The organism is Streptomyces xanthochromogenes (assembly GCF_014650455.1).
In the GTDB taxonomy this organism is placed as follows: Bacteria; Actinomycetota; Actinomycetes; order Streptomycetales; family Streptomycetaceae; genus Streptomyces; species Streptomyces xanthochromogenes.
The window spans coordinates 404,681-421,710 of sequence record NZ_BMUZ01000002.1; the positions used below are offsets into that span (position 1 = coordinate 404,681).

Annotated in this window: 16 protein-coding genes; 8 read left to right on the plus strand and 8 right to left on the minus strand. The window is 71.5% G+C overall.

Translation table 11 applies throughout. The features are described 5' to 3' along the window. Positions 1 to 59: 59 nt before the first annotated feature. Both IE267_RS05635 and IE267_RS05640 read right to left on the minus strand, forming a co-directional pair. On the minus strand, positions 60 to 776 hold the full coding sequence (locus IE267_RS05635) for a hypothetical protein (protein ID WP_373304472.1): 717 nt from the start codon (positions 774 to 776) through the stop codon (positions 60 to 62). Continuing rightward, entirely contained in the window at positions 688 to 1,467 is a 780-nt protein-coding gene (locus tag IE267_RS05640; RefSeq protein WP_167153770.1) for an alpha/beta hydrolase, read from the minus strand. The genes IE267_RS05635 and IE267_RS05640 overlap by 89 nt, the downstream gene beginning before the upstream one ends. A gap of 170 nt (positions 1,468 to 1,637) precedes the next feature. Here IE267_RS05640 and IE267_RS05645 point away from each other — a divergent pair, with 170 nt between their 5' ends. The 5 genes from IE267_RS05645 (at position 1,638) to IE267_RS05665 (ending at position 6,659) form a co-directional block, all read left to right on the plus strand. Further along, positions 1,638 to 2,402, plus strand: coding sequence for a lysophospholipid acyltransferase family protein (locus IE267_RS05645; RefSeq protein ID WP_167153771.1), 765 nt, complete (start codon positions 1,638 to 1,640; stop codon positions 2,400 to 2,402). Positions 2,403 to 2,441: 39 nt separating this feature from the next. Next, positions 2,442 to 3,656, plus strand: coding sequence for a MacS family sensor histidine kinase (gene macS / locus IE267_RS05650; RefSeq protein ID WP_167153773.1), 1,215 nt, complete (start codon positions 2,442 to 2,444; stop codon positions 3,654 to 3,656). Between the two features lie 11 nt (positions 3,657 to 3,667). Beyond that, complete coding sequence (locus tag IE267_RS05655; RefSeq protein WP_167153775.1) at positions 3,668 to 4,354, plus strand: response regulator; 687 nt, start codon at positions 3,668 to 3,670, stop codon at positions 4,352 to 4,354. A 144-nt stretch (positions 4,355 to 4,498) separates the two neighbouring features. After that, complete coding sequence (locus IE267_RS05660; protein WP_161248244.1) at positions 4,499 to 5,527, plus strand: 6-phosphofructokinase; 1,029 nt, start codon at positions 4,499 to 4,501, stop codon at positions 5,525 to 5,527. A 133-nt stretch (positions 5,528 to 5,660) separates the two neighbouring features. Then, entirely contained in the window at positions 5,661 to 6,659 is a 999-nt protein-coding gene (locus IE267_RS05665; RefSeq protein ID WP_161248242.1) for a 2-hydroxyacid dehydrogenase, read from the plus strand. Positions 6,660 to 6,668: 9 nt separating this feature from the next. Here the strand turns inward: IE267_RS05665 and IE267_RS05670 are convergent, their stop codons facing one another. The 3 genes from IE267_RS05670 to IE267_RS05680 form a co-directional block, all read right to left on the minus strand. Next, positions 6,669 to 8,573, minus strand: a complete 1,905-nt coding sequence (locus IE267_RS05670) for an anthranilate synthase family protein (protein ID WP_167153777.1) — start codon at positions 8,571 to 8,573, stop codon at positions 6,669 to 6,671. A gap of 104 nt (positions 8,574 to 8,677) precedes the next feature. After that, positions 8,678 to 8,776: a trp operon leader peptide gene (locus tag IE267_RS40355; protein ID WP_161258106.1), complete on the minus strand. Its 99-nt coding sequence runs from the start codon at positions 8,774 to 8,776 to the stop codon at positions 8,678 to 8,680. An 11-nt stretch (positions 8,777 to 8,787) separates the two neighbouring features. Then, positions 8,788 to 10,794: an N-acetylmuramoyl-L-alanine amidase gene (locus IE267_RS05680; protein WP_229860756.1), complete on the minus strand. Its 2,007-nt coding sequence runs from the start codon at positions 10,792 to 10,794 to the stop codon at positions 8,788 to 8,790. Between the two features lie 188 nt (positions 10,795 to 10,982). Between IE267_RS05680 and IE267_RS05685 the strand changes: the two genes are divergently transcribed. Next, positions 10,983 to 12,323, plus strand: coding sequence for a class II 3-deoxy-7-phosphoheptulonate synthase (locus tag IE267_RS05685; RefSeq protein ID WP_167153781.1), 1,341 nt, complete (start codon positions 10,983 to 10,985; stop codon positions 12,321 to 12,323). A 183-nt stretch (positions 12,324 to 12,506) separates the two neighbouring features. Beyond that, positions 12,507 to 12,773 (plus strand): (2Fe-2S)-binding protein, encoded by a 267-nt coding sequence (locus tag IE267_RS05690; RefSeq protein WP_167153783.1) that lies wholly within the window; start codon positions 12,507 to 12,509, stop codon positions 12,771 to 12,773. A gap of 37 nt (positions 12,774 to 12,810) precedes the next feature. Here the strand turns inward: IE267_RS05690 and bfr are convergent, their stop codons facing one another. After that, the gene (bfr, locus tag IE267_RS05695; RefSeq protein WP_161258098.1) at positions 12,811 to 13,290 is read right to left on the minus strand and encodes a bacterioferritin; all 480 of its coding nucleotides are present in this window, start codon (positions 13,288 to 13,290) and stop codon (positions 12,811 to 12,813) included. 153 nt (positions 13,291 to 13,443) lie between these two features. Between bfr and IE267_RS05700 the strand changes: the two genes are divergently transcribed. Next, complete coding sequence (locus IE267_RS05700) at positions 13,444 to 14,076, plus strand: sulfite oxidase-like oxidoreductase (RefSeq protein ID WP_161258095.1); 633 nt, start codon at positions 13,444 to 13,446, stop codon at positions 14,074 to 14,076. Between the two features lie 22 nt (positions 14,077 to 14,098). On the opposite strand, the gene IE267_RS05705 is transcribed toward IE267_RS05700, so the two are convergent. Continuing rightward, positions 14,099 to 14,950, minus strand: a complete 852-nt coding sequence (locus IE267_RS05705; RefSeq protein ID WP_189762325.1) for a deoxyribonuclease IV — start codon at positions 14,948 to 14,950, stop codon at positions 14,099 to 14,101. A gap of 11 nt (positions 14,951 to 14,961) precedes the next feature. Next, the gene (pknB, locus tag IE267_RS05710; RefSeq protein WP_189762326.1) at positions 14,962 to 16,968 is read right to left on the minus strand and encodes a Stk1 family PASTA domain-containing Ser/Thr kinase; all 2,007 of its coding nucleotides are present in this window, start codon (positions 16,966 to 16,968) and stop codon (positions 14,962 to 14,964) included. Between the last annotated feature and the right edge of the window lie 62 nt (positions 16,969 to 17,030).

Consider the following 17,030-nt stretch of genomic DNA (forward strand, 5'->3'; position numbering starts at 1 on the left):
AGGCACGCTCGGGGTCGGAGCAGAGCCGCACTCCGCAAGCCCAGCGCAGCGAACCCGCGTCACACCACCGCGCCACGCCCCGGGTCGTCGTCCTCCTCGTCGGGCTGCATGCGCGCGAACAGCGTGGCGATGCCGCCGAGGAAGCCGCCCACGCCGAGCAGGGTGAGCCACCACGTGATGTCCCAGCCGAAGATCGCGGCCAGGACGAGCAGCAGCGGACCGCCGATCACGCCGAGCCAGGCGAACTTGGCCGTCGCGTCGGCCTCCGGCAGCGGCGGCGGCTCCGGGGGCACGAAGTGGCCCTCGTCCGAGGCGTCCGCGTCGGAGGGCTCGGCCGGGGTGAAGTCGCGCGGGCCGCCCACGCCGGGGGCGAACACCACCGAGCTGCCGAGCGCGGGCTTGTCGGGCCCGGTGCCGGCGCTCTTGTCGAGTCCCTTGTCGAGCCCCTTGGCGGTGTCGGTGTCCTTCTCGGCGCCGGGGCCGGGCTCGGGTGCCGCCGCCGTGGCGTCACCGCTCCCGCCCGACCCGGTGCCGGCACCGGGCTCGTCCTCGATCAGGGCCAGGTCCTCGACCGATCTGAAGGGTCTGGTGCCGGGCGGATCGGCCGGTTCCTCGCCGTACCCCGCCACGATCGCCGCCCAGGCAGCCTCTTCGTCGATCGGCTGCGGTTCGCGGTCCGCGTCGTGCTCAGCCACCGGTCGTGCTCCCCTTCTTCCCGACGCTCGGAGCGAGGCGGCCGATGAACGAGTAGCTCTCCTCGAAGATCCGCTCCGCATCGTGGTCCAACGTCGCCACGTGGTAGCTCTGTTCCAGCAGGATCTCCTCGACGTCGGTGGAGGAGACCCGGCTGAGGATGCGTGCCGAGTCGGCCGGCGGCACCACGTGGTCCTGGGGGCTGTGCAGCACCACCAACGGCTGGGTCACCTGCGGCAGTTCACCGTCGACGATCTTGAAGAAGTTGCGCAGCGAGTGCGCCGCGTGGAGCGGCACCCGGTCGTAGCCGACCTCTTCGGAGCCCTCCTTGGCGATGTCGCTCGCGATGCCCTTGGTGGACGGCACGAGGTGACGGACCACGGGCAGCGCATGGGCGGCCGCCCCGTGCACCTTGTTCCCCGGGTTGACCAGGACCAGACCGCTCACCGCGTCGCCGTGCCTGGCGGCGAGCCGCAGCGCCAGGGCGCCGCCCATGGAGAGCCCGAAGACGAAGACCTGGGTGCACCGCTCCTGGAGCTCGCGCAGGGCGCGGTCCACCTCCGCGTACCAGTCCTGCCAGCCCGTGAGCTGCATGTCCTGCCAGCGGGTGCCGTGTCCGGGAAGGAGCGGCAGCGAGACCGTGAGGCCGCGCTCCGCGAGGTGGTCGGCCCAGGGCCGCATCGACTGCGGGGAACCGGTGAAACCGTGACAGAGGAGGACGCCGACCTCTCCGCCCTCGTGGCGGAACGGCTCGGCTCCAGGGAGGACCGGCACCAGGGGTCTCCTGTTCATGAGCAGGGGCGGGGGTTGTGCGGGGGAGTCCTACTTCACGGTACGCGACCGGACCGACACCGACCAGGGCCGTCGCGCGGGAGGCCGGGTCCGGCACGGGTTAAGGTCTGTTCGACAAGCACAGGAAGGCATCCGAGTTGATCTACGGCGCTATGAAGTTCTCCATCGGCGGCTCGCTGAAGCTCGCCTTCAGGCCGTGGGTGGAGGGCCTGGAGAACATCCCCGCCGAGGGCCCGGCGATCCTCGCGAGCAACCACCTCTCGTTCTCGGACTCCTTCTTCCTGCCGGCCGTCCTCGACCGCAAGGTGACCTTCATCGCCAAGGCCGAGTACTTCACCTCCCCCGGGGTCAAGGGCAAGCTGACGGCCGCGTTCTTCAAGGGCGTCGGCCAGCTCCCGGTGGACCGCTCGGGCGCCCGCGGGGCCGGTGAGGCCGCGATCAACGCCGGCATCGACGTCATCAAGGGCGGCGGCCTCTTCGGCATCTACCCGGAGGGCACCCGCTCGCCCGACGGCCGTCTCTACCGCGGCAAGCCGGGCGGCCTCGCCCGGGTTGCGCTCGCCACCGGCGCCCCCGTGATCCCGGTCGCGATGATCGACACCGAGAAGATCCAGCCGCCCGGCAAGGTGGTGCCGAAGCTGATGCGCCCCGGCATCCGGATCGGCAAGCCGCTCGACTTCAGCCGCTACCAGGGCATGGAGGGCGACCGCTTCATCCTGCGCTCGGTGACCGACGAGGTCATGTACGAGATCATGAAGCTCTCCGGCCAGGAGTACGTCGACATCTACGCGACCGCGGCCAAGCGGCAGATCGCCGACGAGGCCAAGCGCGTCGCGGACGAGCAGAAGGCCGCCGAGCGGGCGGAGCGGGCCCGCGAGGCCGAGCAGGCCAGGCGGGCGGAACAGCCCGGCGCCTAGGCGCCGTCCGTTCCGGGGGTTCGGTCGGGGGTGGGGGAGATGGCCAAGCGCGAACGTGTCGTACGGATGTCGGTGGAGCTGCCGCTGTGGCGGGCCCTGACCGGCTACCGGGTGCTCACCACGCTCTACGCTCTGGCGATCTTCGCCAGCGGCTACGAGAAGTTCGAGCGGCCCTGGGTCGGCATCGGGTACCTGGCGGTGCTCACGGTGTGGAACTTCGCGACGCTGCCCAGGGTGGCGAACGCGGCCGCCTGCACCGGACGCTTCCTCGTCGCCGACCTCACCGTGGTGCTCACCGGCATCCTGCTGACCCCGCTCGCCGACCTGGACGCCCAGCACATCGACGGCCCGACACTGCCGACGATAGCGGCGGCCGGAGCCGTGCTCGCCTTCGCGATCAAGGGGGGCTGGCGCTGGGCCGCGTTCGCCTCCTCGCTGGTGGCCGTCGCCAACATCGTGGAGCGCGCCCACCCCACCCGGGACACCTTCCACAACGTGCTCCTGGTGTGGATCGCCTCCATCGCGATCGGCTACATCGTCGAGGTGGCCCGGGCCAGTGAGGCGACGCTCGCCCGTGCCCTCGAGATCGAGGCGGCCACCCGCGAGCGGGAGCGCCTGGCCCGGGACATCCACGACAGCGTGCTGCAGGTCCTCGCCATGGTGCAGCGGCGCGGCAGCGCGCTCGGCGGCGAGGCGGCGGAGCTCGGCCGGATGGCGGGCGAGCAGGAGGTCGCGCTGCGCACCCTGGTCTCCAGCGGACTGGTCCCGCCGACCCGTGCCTCCGAGGACCTCGCCAACGGCGCCGTCGTGCGGGCGGTGGAGGTCGACGACGAGCCCGGCGACGTGGCCTGTGTCGACCTGCGTTCGCTGCTCGCGCGGCACGCCGGATCGACGGTCTCCTTCGCCGAGCCGGGTGCCCCGGTCCCGCTCGCGCCCGTCGCGGCACGGGAGTTGGCGGCCGCTGTCAGTGCCGCCCTGGACAATGTCCGCAGGCACGCGGGGGACGCGGCCCAGGCCTGGATCCTGGTCGAGGACTGGGGGGACGAAGTGATCGTGACGGTACGGGACGACGGGCCCGGGATCCCGCCGGGCCGGCTCGACCAGGCCGAGGGGGAGGGGCGCCTGGGCGTCGCCCTCTCGATCCGGGGCCGGCTGCGCGACCTGGGCGGCACCGCGGAGCTGATCTCCGTGCCGGGCCAGGGCACGGAAGTGGAACTGAAGGTACCGCGGGGGAAGGCAGGACGGCACGGATGACGGAACAGCACATGGAACAGCACAGGGAACGGGCGGAGGCGACGGTGAAGGTGATGGTGGTCGACGACCACCCGATGTGGCGCGACGCGGTCGCCCGTGACCTCGCGGCCGCCGGGTTCGACGTGGTCGCCACCGCGGGCGACGGGCCGCAGGCGGTCCGCCGCGCCCAGGCCGCGGCGCCCGACGTCCTGGTCCTCGACCTCAACCTGCCGGGCCTGTCCGGCGCCCAGGTCTGCAAGGAACTGGTCGCCGCCAACCCGGCGTTGAGGGTGCTCGTCCTGTCCGCGTCGGGCGAGCACGCGGACGTTCTGGAGGCGGTGAAGTCCGGCGCGCTCGGCTACCTCCTCAAGTCGGCCAGCACCGAGGAGCTGACCGACGCGGTGCGCCGCACGGCCGTAGGGGACCCGGTGTTCACCCCGGGCCTGGCCGGCCTCGTCCTCGGCGAGTACCGCAGGCTGGCCGGCGCCCCGGCGCCCGCCACCGCCGACGAGCCCAAGGCTCCCCAGCTCACCGAGCGCGAGACCGAGGTCCTGCGCCTGGTCGCCAAGGGCCTGAGCTACAAGCAGATAGCCGAGCGCCTGGTCATCTCGCACCGCACGGTGCAGAACCACGTCCAGAACACCCTGGGCAAGCTCCAGTTGCACAACAGGGTGGAGCTCGTGCGGTACGCGATCGAGCGCGGCCTGGACGACGCCTGAGCGAGCCATCCCCCGTACGAGTGAACGACCGTCGATCAACTCCCTTGCCCAGGGCGGGAATTGACCTTTCGCCCCATCCCGGAGTGACGTACGTCACCACTAGCGTGGACCGCGTACGTCACTCCCAGGTGAAGGGACCATTCCATGCGGGTCGGAGTACTGACCGGAGGCGGTGACTGCCCCGGACTCAACGCCGTCATCCGGGGCATCGTCCGCAAGGGTGTGCAGGAGTACGGATACGAGTTCACCGGGTTCAAGGACGGCTGGCGCGGGCCCCTGGAGGGCGACACCGTCAAGCTGGACATCCCGGCGGTGCGCGGCATCCTGCCGCGCGGCGGCACCATCCTCGGCTCCTCGCGCACCAACCCCCTCAAGGCGGAGAACGGCGTCCGCCGCATCAAGGAGAACCTCACCAAGTACGAGATCGACGCCGTGATCGCGATCGGCGGCGAGGACACGCTGGGAGTCGCGGCCCGGCTCAGCGACGAGTACGGCATCAACTGCGTCGGCGTGCCCAAGACGATCGACAACGACCTGTCCGCCACCGACTACACCTTCGGCTTCGACACCGCCGTCGGCATCGCCACCGAAGCCATCGACCGACTGCACACCACGGCCGAGTCCCACATGCGGGTCCTGGTCGTCGAGGTCATGGGCCGGCACGCGGGCTGGATCGCCCTGCACTCGGGCCTGGCCGGCGGCGCCAACGTCATCCTCATCCCCGAGCAGCGCTTCGACGTCGACCAGGTCTGCGCGTGGGTCACCTCCCGTTTCAAGGCCTCGTACGCGCCGATCGTCTGCATCGCCGAGGGTGCCATGCCCAAGGACGGCGAGATGGTGCTCAAGGACGGCACGCTCGACTCGTTCGGGCACGTCCGGCTCTCCGGCGTCGGCGAGTGGCTGGCGAAGGAGATCGAGAAGCGCACCGGCAAGGAGGCCAGGACCACCGTCCTCGGCCATGTCCAGCGCGGCGGCACCCCGAGCGCGTTCGACCGGTGGCTGGCGACCCGCTTCGGGCTGCACGCCATCGAGGCGGTGCGCGACGGGGACTTCGGCAAGATGGTCGCGCTGCGCGGCACCGACATCGTGCGGGTGCCGATTTCGGAGGCCACCTCGAAGCTGAAGACCGTGGACCCCGCGCTCTACGCCGAGGTGGGCGTCTTCTTCGGCTGACCCGGGCCGGGACCGGGCTCACCCAGGCCGACCAGGCCGGGCGGGGCGGGGCTGTGGGCCGTATATTCGCGATATCCGGCCCATAGCCCTCATATCCGGCACACGTGCCGGAGAGCGCCCTGAAGGGGAAGTCGTGGAAATCCTGGCATTCGGCGTGCAGGCCGACGAGAAGCCGCTGATCGAGAAGGCCTTCGAGGGCCGTCACGAGGTCCGCTGCCTGGACGTCTTCCTCACCGAGGACACCGCGCCGATCGCCACCGGGTACGAGGTGATCTCCACCAGCGTCAACGCCAACCTCAATGCCCGGGTGCTGCAGAGCCTGGCCGTCGGCGGCACGCAGATGATCGCCCAGCGCTCCACCGGGTTCAACAACATCGACCTGGACGTGGCCGAGCGCCTGGGCCTCACCGTCGCCCGGGTCTCCTACTACTCGCCGTACTCGGTCGCCGAATTCGCCTGGACCCTGGCGATGGCGGTGAACCGCCGCATCGTGCGGGCCTCCAACCGCACCCGCGACTTCGACTTCCGCCTGGACGGGCTGCTCGGCCGCGATCTGCGGGGCCGCACCGTCGGGGTCCTCGGCACCGGCAAGATCGGCGAGGCGTTCACCCGGATCGCCCACGGCTTCGGCATGAACCTGCTCGGCTGGGACGTGGCGCAGAACCCGGCCTGCGTGGAGCTCGGCATGAAGTACGTCGACAAGGACGAGCTCTTCGCGAGCGCTGACGTGATCAGCCTGCACGTACCGCTGCTGCCCTCGACCCACCACATCATCGGGCGCGAGGAACTCGCCGCGATGAAGGACGACGCGATCCTGGTCAACTCCAGCCGGGGCGGGCTCGTCGACACGGACGCACTGGTCGGCGAGCTGCGCAAGGGCCGCTTCGCCGGGGTCGGCCTCGACGTGTACGAGGCCGAGGCGGGCCTGTTCTTCCTCGACAAGTCCCTGGAGGCGGTCGAGGACGACACCCTGGCCCGCCTCGTGACGTTCCCCAACGTGGTGGTCACCTCGCACCAGGCGTACTACACCCGGGACGCGGTGGCCCAGATCGTCGAGGCGACGGTGGAGAACGTGGCGGCCTACGCCGAAGGCCGCCACACCGAGAACGTCCTGGTCCCCGCGGCGAAGTGAGGCGGCCGCTCAGCGGACCGCCGCGACTCCCGCGAGCAGATCCCTGACGACCTCGGGGCCGCGCAGGGTCAGCACCGACTCCGGGTGGAACTGGATGCCCGCGTAGCCGGGGCCGCGCAGCGCGTGCACCTCGTGCGTGACCGGGTCGCGGGCGATCTCCACGCCGGGCAGCTCACCTTCACAGCGTGCCGCGAAGCTGTTGTAGAAGCCGACCGTCTCCTCGCGCCCGAACAGGTCGATCCGCACCTGCGCGCCCTGGTGCGGCTCCCGCTTGCGCACGATCTCCAGGCCGAGCTCCGCCGCGATCAGCTCGTGGCCCAGACACACGCCGAGCAGCCCGTGCCGGTGCGAGCGCAGTAGCTCGGCCGCGAGCGGGCGAAGGAGGCGCATCTTCGGGTCGGCCGCGTCCAGTGGGTCGCCCGGCCCGGGCCCCAGGACCACCGGGCCCTCGTGGCCGAGCACCCGCTCGCGCAGCCCCGGGGCGTCGTAGCGGAGGACCGAGACCTCCAGGCCCGCCGAGCGCAGGACGTGCGCGAGCATCGCCGTGAACGTGTCCTCCCCGTCCACCACCAGGGCCGATCCGCTCGGCTCGGCCGGCCGGTCCTGCATCCGCAGCCAGAACGGCGCGAGGTCGGCCCGCCGGGCGTCGAGCGCGGCCTGCACCCGCGGGTCGTCGGCGAGCCGCGGGCGTACGGACTCGACGGCGGGGCGGGCCGGGCGCACCCCGAGCGCGGCGAGCACGCCCGCGGCCTTGGCGTGGGTCTCGGCGACCTCGCCGGCCGGGTCCGAGTGGCGGACGAGGGTGGCGCCGACCGGGACCGTGAGGCGGCCCTCGGGGGAGACGTACGCGGTGCGGATCAGGATGGGGGAGTCCAGGGTCTGGGCGCCGCCCGCGTCCCGGCCGAGCAGCGCGAGCGCGCCCGCGTAGTAGCCGCGCCCGCCGTCCTCGTACCGCTCGATGACCCGGCACGCGTTCTGCACCGGCGAGCCGGTGACCGTCGCCGCGAACATCGTCTCCCTGAGCACCTCGCGCACGTCGAGCGAGGAGCGGCCCCTCAACTCGTACTCGGTGTGGGCGAGATGGGCCATCTCCTTGAGGCGGGGGCCGATCACCACGCCGCCCATGTCGCCGACGGTGCACATCATCTTGAGCTCCTCGTCGACGACCATGGAGAGCTCGTCGGTCTCCTTGCGGTCGGCGAGGAAGGTCAGCAGGTCCTCGGGGGTGGGGCCGCCGGCCGGATAGCGGTAGGTCCCGCTGATCGGGTTCATGACGACCGTGCCGCCGGACATCCGCACGTGCACCTCGGGACTGGCGCCGACCAGCGTCCGCCCGCCCGTCGCCCGCCGCCCCCCTTGCGAGGAAGGCCCTTCGGGCCCCTGCCCACTTCCGGTGTGCACCACGTACGTCCAGTACGCGCCCCGCTCGCCCGCGAGCAGCCGGCGGAACAGGGCGAGCGCGTCGGCCCGGCCGAAGCCCGGGATCTCGCCGGTGAAGGTGCGCCGGATGACGAAGTTGGCGCCCTCACCGCTGCCGATCTCGTCGTCGATCACCCGTCGCACGATGCCCGCGTACTCCTCGTCGCCGACGTCGAAGGCGCCGCCCTCGACCCGCACCTCGTGCGCGGGCAGCTGTGCCAGCACCTCGTCGAGCGGCAGCTCGTGCACCTCGTCGGCGACCAGGACGGAGAGCGGGGTCCCGTCGTCGCGGACGTCGAAGCCGCGCTCCCGGATCTGCCGGAACGGCACCAGGGCGAGCGTGGGCAGGTCGCGGACGGGCAGGTCGGCGAGGTGCTCGGCCTCGTGGACCTCGCCGATCAACAGCTCGACGACGTCGTGGTCGTGGCCCGGGGTGCGCCGGCGCAGCAGCGCGAAAGGCGGGCAGTTCTCGTCCAACAGCCTCTGGATCAGCACGAGTTGGGGTTCCTTCCGGCGGTGTGAGCGGGAGGGGAACGGCCCGGGAAACACTGAAGGCCGCCCCTCGGGGCGGCCTTCGCGAGTCTGTGTAAGCGCAGAGATCAGCGGGCCGCCGGATGAGCGGTCCACCACCAGTTCTGGATCGAGTGCGCGAACATGCGGCGCACTCTACCCGATGGCACCGCGGCCCGCGGTGCCATCGGGAGGATGCCTAGCGGGTCCCCGGGGTGACCGCCTGGACGTCGGCCGTCCTCACCCAGGCGATCCGGTGGTTGTACCGGATCGGGTAGAAGGTCTGGGCGCCCTTGACCAGCGTGCCGAGCGTGGTGCCGCCGTAGTAGTAGTCGCCCGCGACCGGGTCACCGGCGGCCACGTAGGCCTGCCCGGCCGGGATGCTGTACTTCGTCAGGGACGCCGAGTTGCTGCCCTGCACCGGCACCCCGGTGCCCGCGTACGCCGCGTCCTCGGGGTAGGAGCGCCCGTAGACCTGGACCGGGGCGGTGCCCTTGGCCTTCAGGACGACCGGGGCCGCCGAGCGCGCCACGACGGAGGTGTAGCGGCCGCCCGGGTTCTGGAACCAGGCCTTCTGCCCGCCGTACCAGATCGCCGTCCAGTCGCCCTGCTGGTCCGCGACCACGTACCGGCCGCCCGCCACGACCTTGTTGGCCCAGTTCGGGCCCTCGGTCGCGATCTGGTCGCCCAGGTACGGGTCGGTCGGCGCGGCCGCGTCCGTGGAGGGGGCCGCGTACAGGTAGCCGAAGTTGACCGGCTGGTCGAAGGTGGTGCGGACCTTGGTGGCCGGGTCGTAGTACGTCGTCGTGCGCGGGGTGAACGGCGGGACGACCTTGACGACCTGCCCGGCCACGGGCCGCCGGCCGCCGGCGCAGTCGTCGGCGCCGAGCAGGGACATGTAGTGGTTCCAGTCCCAGAACGGGCCCGGGTCCCAGTGCTGCCCGGCCACATAGCCGTCCAGCGGGCCCGGCACCTCGTCGTGGCCGACGATGTGCTCGCGGTCCAGCGGGATGGAGAACCGGTCGGCGAGGTACTTCACCAGCGTCGCCGACGCGTCGTAGAGCGGCTCGCCGTACCAGCTGCCCGTCTTCATGGCGAAGCCCACGTGCTCGACGCCGAGCGCGTGCATGTTCACCGTCTTGTTGCCCGCGTGGTACGACTCGTCCTTCGTCGCCACCACCTGGGTGACCAGGCTGCCGTCGTCCTTGACGATGTAGTGCGTGCTGGCCGAACTCCTGGGATCCTGGAAGGTGTTGATCGACCCCTCGTAGGTCCCCTCCGTGTCGTGGATCACGATCTGCCGGATGTCGAAGCCGTTGTCCGGCCGGTTCGCCACGTTGTAGTTGTTCGGGTCGGCCGGCTTGTAGTCGCAGTTCAGCCCGGCCGGGCACTCGGGCGTCGGAGCCGCGGGGGCGGCCGCCGCCGTCCTGGCCGCCTTCTTCGACGGCTCGGCGGGCTTCACCCCGGGGTCGGCGGGCAGTGCGAGGTGCTGGCCGCCGGTGGTGACCCGGCTCTCGCCCGAGCGCACCGAGTCGAAGACCCGCTCCGCGAAGGCGTCGGCGCCCTTGGCGTCGGGGGACTGGCTGTAGCGGGCCACCGCCGGGTACCAGGCACCCGGGTCGGCCGGCAGCGAGCCGGTGGCCGCGCGCTGGTAGCGGGCGAGCAGCGCCGCGCCCGCCCGGATGCTCTGCCCGGCGTCGGTGCGCACCGCGTCCACCGGCTCGCCGATGAGCTTCGCGCCCTCGTCCAGGGTGTGCAGGCGCGGGTCGGCGGTGTCGACGGACGGCTCGGCGGCCGGCGCCTTGCTCGCGTCGAACCGCTTCATGACCGCCGGGTCGCCGCTCAGGTCGAGGTGGGCGAGCCGGTCCTGGGCGGTGGGCCGCTCGACGTCGCCGGGCAGCACCCGGGTCAGCCCCATGACGTTGTACGCGCCCGAGGTGCTGGGCTCACCGTCGTGGTCCTCCCAGAGCGTCTGGCGGTAGGAGACCGCCATCAGGACGCTCTGCGGAACCTTGAACTCCTGTGCCGCACGGGTGAATTGGCCCTGTAGGGCCGAGCCCGCGGAGCCGGCGTCGGCCGCCGTGGCGGCAGGCGCCGCGAGCGCCTGCGGGCCGAGTGCGGTGAGGGCGAGGGCCCCGGCCACTCCGTACCCGAGAAGCTTCCTCCTCGTGTGTTTCCGCTGCCTGCTGGTCACGCTTCGGCTCACGCCCACCCCTGGTCGCCTTTGTCCGCAATTCAGTAACTGGCGCGAGATTAACAGGGGATGATCATGAACCGTCACGGTCAGGACCTCCCGGACGGCATGACTGCCCTCGCGGTCCTCGCCTCCGTGTCCGCGTGGCCGGTGTCTCATTTGGTGGTCGCTGGGGTGGACGGCTTGGCCGACCCCGTAATGTGGGTCCGGTGACCGTGAACGTAAACACCTGGCGTGACCTTCCCGCGGCGCAGCAGCCCGAGTACCCCGATGCCGAGGCTCTGCGCGATGTGATCGCGGACCTCGAGTCGTATCCGCCGCTCGTCTTCGCGGGCGAGTGCGACCAGCTGCGCGCCCGTCTGGGAGCCGTCGCCCAGGGCGAGGCGTTCCTGCTCCAGGGCGGCGACTGCGCCGAGGCCTTCGACGCCGTCTCGGCCGATCACATCCGGGCCAAGCTGAAGACCCTCCTCCAGATGAGCGCCGTCCTCACCTATGCGGCCTCCGTGCCCGTGGTGAAGGTCGGCCGCATCGCCGGCCAGTACTCCAAGCCCCGCTCCAAGGGCACCGAGACCCGCGACGGCGTGACCCTGCCGACCTACCGCGGCGACTCCGTGAACGGCTTCGCCTTCACGGAGAAGGACCGCGTCCCGGACCCCGAGCGCCTGAAGCGGATGTACCACGCGTCCGCCTCGACGCTCAACCTGGTGCGCGCCTTCACCACCGGCGGCTACGCCGACCTGCGCCAGGTGCACGCCTGGAACCAGGACTTCGTGAAGTCGTCCCCCTCGGGCCAGCGCTACGAGCAGCTCGCCCGCGAGATCGACAACGCGCTGAACTTCATGAAGGCCTGTGGCACCGACCCGGCCGAGTTCAAGGCCGTCGAGTTCTACGCCTCCCACGAGGCGCTGCTCCTCGACTACGAGTCGGCGCTGACCCGCACCGACTCGCGCACCGGCGAGCTGTACGACACCTCGGGCCACATGGTGTGGATCGGCGAGCGCACCCGTCAGCTGGACGGGGCGCACATCGAGTTCGCGTCCCGTATCCGCAACCCGATCGGCATCAAGCTCGGCCCGACGACCACCGTCGACGAGGCGCTCACCTACGTGGACCGTCTCGACCCGGACCGCGAGCCGGGCCGGCTGACCTTCGTCGTCCGCATGGGCGCGGACAAGGTCAGGGACAAGCTGCCCGAGCTCGTCGAGAAGGTCACCGCCTCCGGCGCCGTCGTCGCCTGGGTCACCGACCCGATGCACGGCAACACCTTCGAGGCGGCCTCCGGCCACAAGACGCGCCGCTTCGACGACGTCCTGGACGAGGTCAAGGGCTTCTTCGAGGTCCACAAGGCGCTGGGCACCCACCCGGGCGGCATCCACGTCGAGCTCACCGGTGACGACGTCACCGAGTGCGTGGGCGGCGGCCACGAGATCTTCGTGGACGATCTGCACCAGCGCTACGAGACGGCCTGCGACCCCCGCCTGAACCGCAGCCAGTCCCTCGACCTGGCGTTCCTGGTCGCCGAGATGTACCGCGACCAGTAATTCCCGTACAGCCCGTAGGCATCGACGGTGGGGCGCGGATCCATGTGATCCGCGCCCCACTGGCGTACCGGGACTGTCGCGCTCCCGGGGTGCCGGGTAAGGTTAGGGTTGCCTCACCGACGAAACGGGAATCGGTCGATCGGGACGGCATGTCCATCGACCCCGTGTCGATCATCTCGGGAGGTGAACCGCGTGTACGTGTGCAACTGCTTCGGTGTCACCGAGGAGCAGGTCAAGAAGCACGCGGAGGGTGGTGCCTGCACCCCCCGCCAGATAGCTTCCGCCTCCAAGGCCGGCACCGACTGCGGCTCGTGCGTGCGCCGCATCCAGTCGCTGCTCGGACGCGGCGCGTGCCCCCGGCGCGAGCTGGTGGAGCAGGGCAGGCCGGCGCTCACCGCCGTCGCGCCCGAGCCGGAGCTCGCCGCCGCGGCCCTCGACGAGGCCGCCTGATGCCGGCCCCGGCCGCCGCGGTGCCGACCGGCGCCCGCTAGCTCTCCGGCTGCTCGATGAGCTGCGCGATGTAGAGCGCCTCGCCGAGCTTCTCCACCAGCTCCAGCTGGGTGTCGAGGTAGTCGATGTGGTGCTCCTCGTCGGCCAGGATCGACTCGAAGATGTTCGCCGAGGTGATGTCGCCCTTGGCGCGCATGACCTCGATGCCGCGCTTGAGGCGGTCGATCGCCTCGACCTCGATCTGCCGGTCCGCCTGGAACATCTCGGTGACCGTCTGCCCGATGCGCACATGGAAGAGCCGCTGGAAGTTCGGCAGGCCGTCCAGGAACAGGATCCGGTCGGTCAGCACCTCCGCGTGCTTCATCTCGTCGATCGACTCGTGACGCGTGTACTTGGCCAGCTTCGTCCAGCCGAAGTTGGCCTGCATCGCGCTGTGCAGCCAGTACTGGTTGATCGCCGTCAGCTCGGCACTCAGCTGCTCATTCAGGAATTCGATGACCTCGGGGTCGCCCTGCATCGCAGAGGCTCCTTCCAAGCGGTAACTGGGCAGGTTTCGCGCATCCTTGCACCGTGATCAGAACCCGTCCAGTAAGTGCATGCTTAGTAGGAGTTGCCCGAATCGGGACGTCCCTGGTCAACACCATCCCCCGGGGTCTGTCACCATGGAGGCATGGGTCAGCCGGAGAGCCGGGAGCGGCAGGGAGCAGCGCAGACGGAGCTTCCGCCGGGGCAGCGCCTCCAGCGCGGCTGGCCGGTCACCCACTACGGGCCGGTGCCCAAGTTCAAGCCGGAGCGCTGGGAGTTCCGGGTCTTCGGGGCCACCGCCGACGGCGACAAGCACTGCTGGAACCACGAGGAGTTCTCGGCGCTGCCGTTCGAGACCGTGATCGCCGACCTGCACTGCGTCACCAAGTTCTCGATGCTCGGGGCCGAATGGGGCGGGGTCGGCGCCCGCACGATAGCCGAGATCGCGCCGCCCGCCGCCGATGTCACCCATGTGATGGTGTGGGCCGAGTACGGCTTCAGCTCCAACCTGCGGCTCGCCGACTTCCTCTCCGACCGCACGCTCTTCGCCACCCACAACGGCGGCGACCTGCTCACCGCCGAACACGGCTTCCCGCTGCGCCTGGTCGTGCCGCACCTGTACGCCTGGAAGGGCCCCAAGTGGGTCCGCGGCATCGAGTACATGACGGCCGACCGCCGGGGCTTCTGGGAGGAGCGGGGCTACCACAACATCGGCGACCCCTGGCGCGAGCAGCGCTACTCCTACCAGGAGGAGCCCGGGGACGGCCCCGAGCTCTGAGCTCCCGGCCGCGGCGCGGGCGCTAGGCCCGCAGCGACTTCAGCCGGGCCACGTCGTTCGCGTGCCCCTCCTTGCCGCCCGGCGTCTCGATCACCAGCGGTACGCCCGCGGTCGCCGGATGCCCGAGCAGCTCGCGGAACGGCTCCTCGCCGATGTGCCCCGAGCCGATGTTCTCGTGGCGGTCCTTGTGCGCGCCGGCCACGTCCTTGGAGTCATTGGCGTGGATCAGTTTCAGCCGCCCCTCGCCCACGGTGTCCACGAGCAGGTCCAGGGTCTGCTTCATCCCGCCGGGACCGGCCAGGTCGTGCCCGGCCGCGTAGATGTGGCAGGTGTCCAGGCAGACGCCCAGCATGGGGTGGGAGTCCAGGGCCTCGAAGTACGGGCCGAAGTCCCAGGTGCGCGAGCACAGCGACGAGCCCTGCCCGGCGGTCGACTCCAGGAGCAGGAACGGGTCGTCGTCGTGGGTCAGTTCGTCCAGGAGCGGCAGCAGGTGCTCCCGTACCTGCGCGAGCGCCTCGGCCCGCGGCCGTCCGCCGGTCGCCGAGCCCGTGTGCACGACCACGCCGAGCGCGCCGATCTCACGGCCCCGGCGCAGCGAGTGCCGAAGCGACTCCACCGACTTCTCCACCGTCGCCTCGGTGTGCGAGCCGAAGTTGATCAGGTACGGCGCGTGGACGTACGCCGGTACCGCCGCCTCGGCGCACTCGGCCCGGAACCGCTCGTCCTGGGCCGGGTTCCCGGTGGGGGTGGCCCAGCCGCGCGGGTTCGCGGCGAAGACCTGGACGGTCTCGGCGCCGATCTCGCGCGCGTAGGAGAGGCCGACCGTGGCGAGGCCGCCGGCCACGGGGACGTGGCCGCCGATGGGGTTGCGCATGGGGTGGCTACCTACAGTCCCTTGGTGGTGATGGTGATGGTGGAGCCCTCGGGCGCCTGGGCGCCGGCGGCGACGGACTGGCCCGACACCTCGTCGCTGAGGAACGGGAAGCCGCGGTCGACCTTCACCTTGAAGCCGGCCTTCTCCAGGTCCTTCTGGGCGTCCGAGGCCTTCTCGCCGGTCACCTTGGGCACGGTGACCATCCGGGGGCCCTTCGACACGGTCAGGGTGACGCTGTCGCCCTGGGCGAGCCGGGCGTGCTCGGCGGCGGACTGGGCCGCGACCTTGCCCGCGTCCTGCGGCGACTCGACCTGGTCGGGAGAGACGGTGACCTTCAGCCCGGCGTCCTGGAGGGCGGCGGTGGCGTCGGCCACCGAGTCGCCGACGACTCCGGGCACATCGACCGGGGCGCCCTTGCTGATGACGAGGGAGACGGCCGTGTCCGTGTGGCGCTTGATGCCCGCGGCCGGGTCGGTGCGGATCACCGAGCCCTGCGCGACGTCGTCGTTGAACTCGCTGGACGTGTCGCCCGGCGCGAAGCCCGCCTTCCGGAGCTCGTCCTTCGCCCGGTCGAGCGGCATCCCGTCGAGCTTCGGCACCTGTGCCGTCTCCGGGCCGCGCGAGACCACCAGGGTCACCGCGCCGTTGCCGCGGATGCGGGCGCCGGTGGCCGGATCGGTCGAGACGACCTGGCCGCGCTCGACGGTGTCGCTGAACTGCCGGTCGACCTTCTTGACGTCGAGCCCGGCGTCCGACAGCTTCTTCTTCGCCGCGTCCTCGGTCTGCCCGATGAGGGCCGGAACCCGGGTGAACTGGCCGGAGTTGATGTACCAGACGCCCGCGCCGACACCGAGGATCAGGAGCAGCGCCGCCACCACCGCGACCGGGCCGCGCCGGTTGGCGAGGCGCCCGCGCACCCGGCGCGGCCGCTGCTCCGGCTCGTCCTCGACGCGCTGCGGCATGATCAGGCGGCTGGTGCGGTTGACGGACTCGTCGGTCCGCAGCCGGGTCGTGCGGTGGGCCCCCTGGTCGGGCACGGCATCGGCGGGCAGCGCGCCGGACGCCGGGGGGAGCGGCGTCGGCAGCGCGCGCGGGATCACGCTCGTACGGTCCTCGGCACCGGACCCGCCGGCGGCCGGGCGGGCGCCCGGCGGGACGGCGTCCAGCTGCGCCTCGCCCAGGGCCGAGCGGGCCGTGAGGGTCTCGGCGAGCAGGGCCACCGCGTCGTGCGGGCGGACCTCCGGGTTGCGGGCGGTCGCGGAGGCGACCAGCTCGTCCAGCTCCAGGGCGAGGCCAGGCACCGCCGCGGAGGGCGCGGGCACCCCCTCGTGGAGGTGGGCGTAGAGGATCTGGGCGGGGGTGTCCCCGACGTGCGGCTTGGCGCCGGTCAGCATCTCGTACAGGACCACACCGCAGGCGTACACGTCGGCGCGGGTGTCCGCGGTGCCGTGCTCGATCTGCTCGGGGGCGAGGTAGGAGACCGTGCCGAGCACCGAGCCGGTGGTGCTCGTGACCGAGTCCACGGCCCTGACCAGGCCGAAGTCGGCGACCTTGACCCGGCCGTCGTCGCCGATCAGGACGTTCTCGGGCTTCATGTCCCGGTGCACGAACCCGGCCCGGTGGGCGGCGCCGAGGGCCGCGAGGACGGGCTCCAGGATGTCGAGGGCCGCGCGCGGCTGGAGCGCGCCGCGCTCGCGCAGCACGTCGCGCAGGGTGCAGCCCGCGACGTACTCCATCGCCAGGTACACGTACTGGTCCTGCGCCCCTTGGTCGAAGACGCCGACCACATTGGGGTGCGCGAGCCGGGCGACCGACTTGGCCTCCCGGATGAAGCGCTCCACGAAGGAGGCGTCGGCGGCGAGGCCCGGATGCATCACCTTGAGGGCGAGTACACGGTCGAGGCGGGTGTCGACGGCCCGGTAGACCGTGGCCATACCGCCGACGGCGATGCGCGCGTCGACGCGGTAGCGGCCGTCGAGCACCTGCCCGACGAGGGGGTCATGAAGGGTCGTATCCACGGGGAGAGTTTACGAGCGCCGCCCGGCCCCCTTCACGCCGCGTGCGTTCCGGGGGCCCGACT

Bases quoted from the DNA above. Each gene is read 5' to 3' on its own strand.
- IE267_RS05635 (WP_373304472.1), bottom strand. From the start codon at position 776: ATGCGGAGCGGATCTTCGAGGAGAGCTACTCGTTCATCGGCCGCCTCG.
- IE267_RS05645 (WP_167153771.1), top strand. From the start codon at position 1,638: ATGAAGTTCTCCATCGGCGGCTCGCTGAAGCTCGCCTTCAGGCCGTGG.
- macS (WP_167153773.1), top strand. From the start codon at position 2,442: ATGGCCAAGCGCGAACGTGTCGTACGGATGTCGGTGGAGCTGCCGCTG.
- IE267_RS05655 (WP_167153775.1), top strand. From the start codon at position 3,668: ATGGAACAGCACAGGGAACGGGCGGAGGCGACGGTGAAGGTGATGGTG.
- IE267_RS05660 (WP_161248244.1), top strand. From the start codon at position 4,499: ATGCGGGTCGGAGTACTGACCGGAGGCGGTGACTGCCCCGGACTCAAC.
- IE267_RS40355 (WP_161258106.1), bottom strand. From the start codon at position 8,776: ATGGCACCGCGGGCCGCGGTGCCATCGGGTAGAGTGCGCCGCATGTTC.
- bfr (WP_161258098.1), bottom strand. From the start codon at position 13,290: ATGCAGGGCGACCCCGAGGTCATCGAATTCCTGAATGAGCAGCTGAGT.
- IE267_RS05700 (WP_161258095.1), top strand. From the start codon at position 13,444: ATGGGTCAGCCGGAGAGCCGGGAGCGGCAGGGAGCAGCGCAGACGGAG.
- IE267_RS05705 (WP_189762325.1), bottom strand. From the start codon at position 14,950: ATGCGCAACCCCATCGGCGGCCACGTCCCCGTGGCCGGCGGCCTCGCC.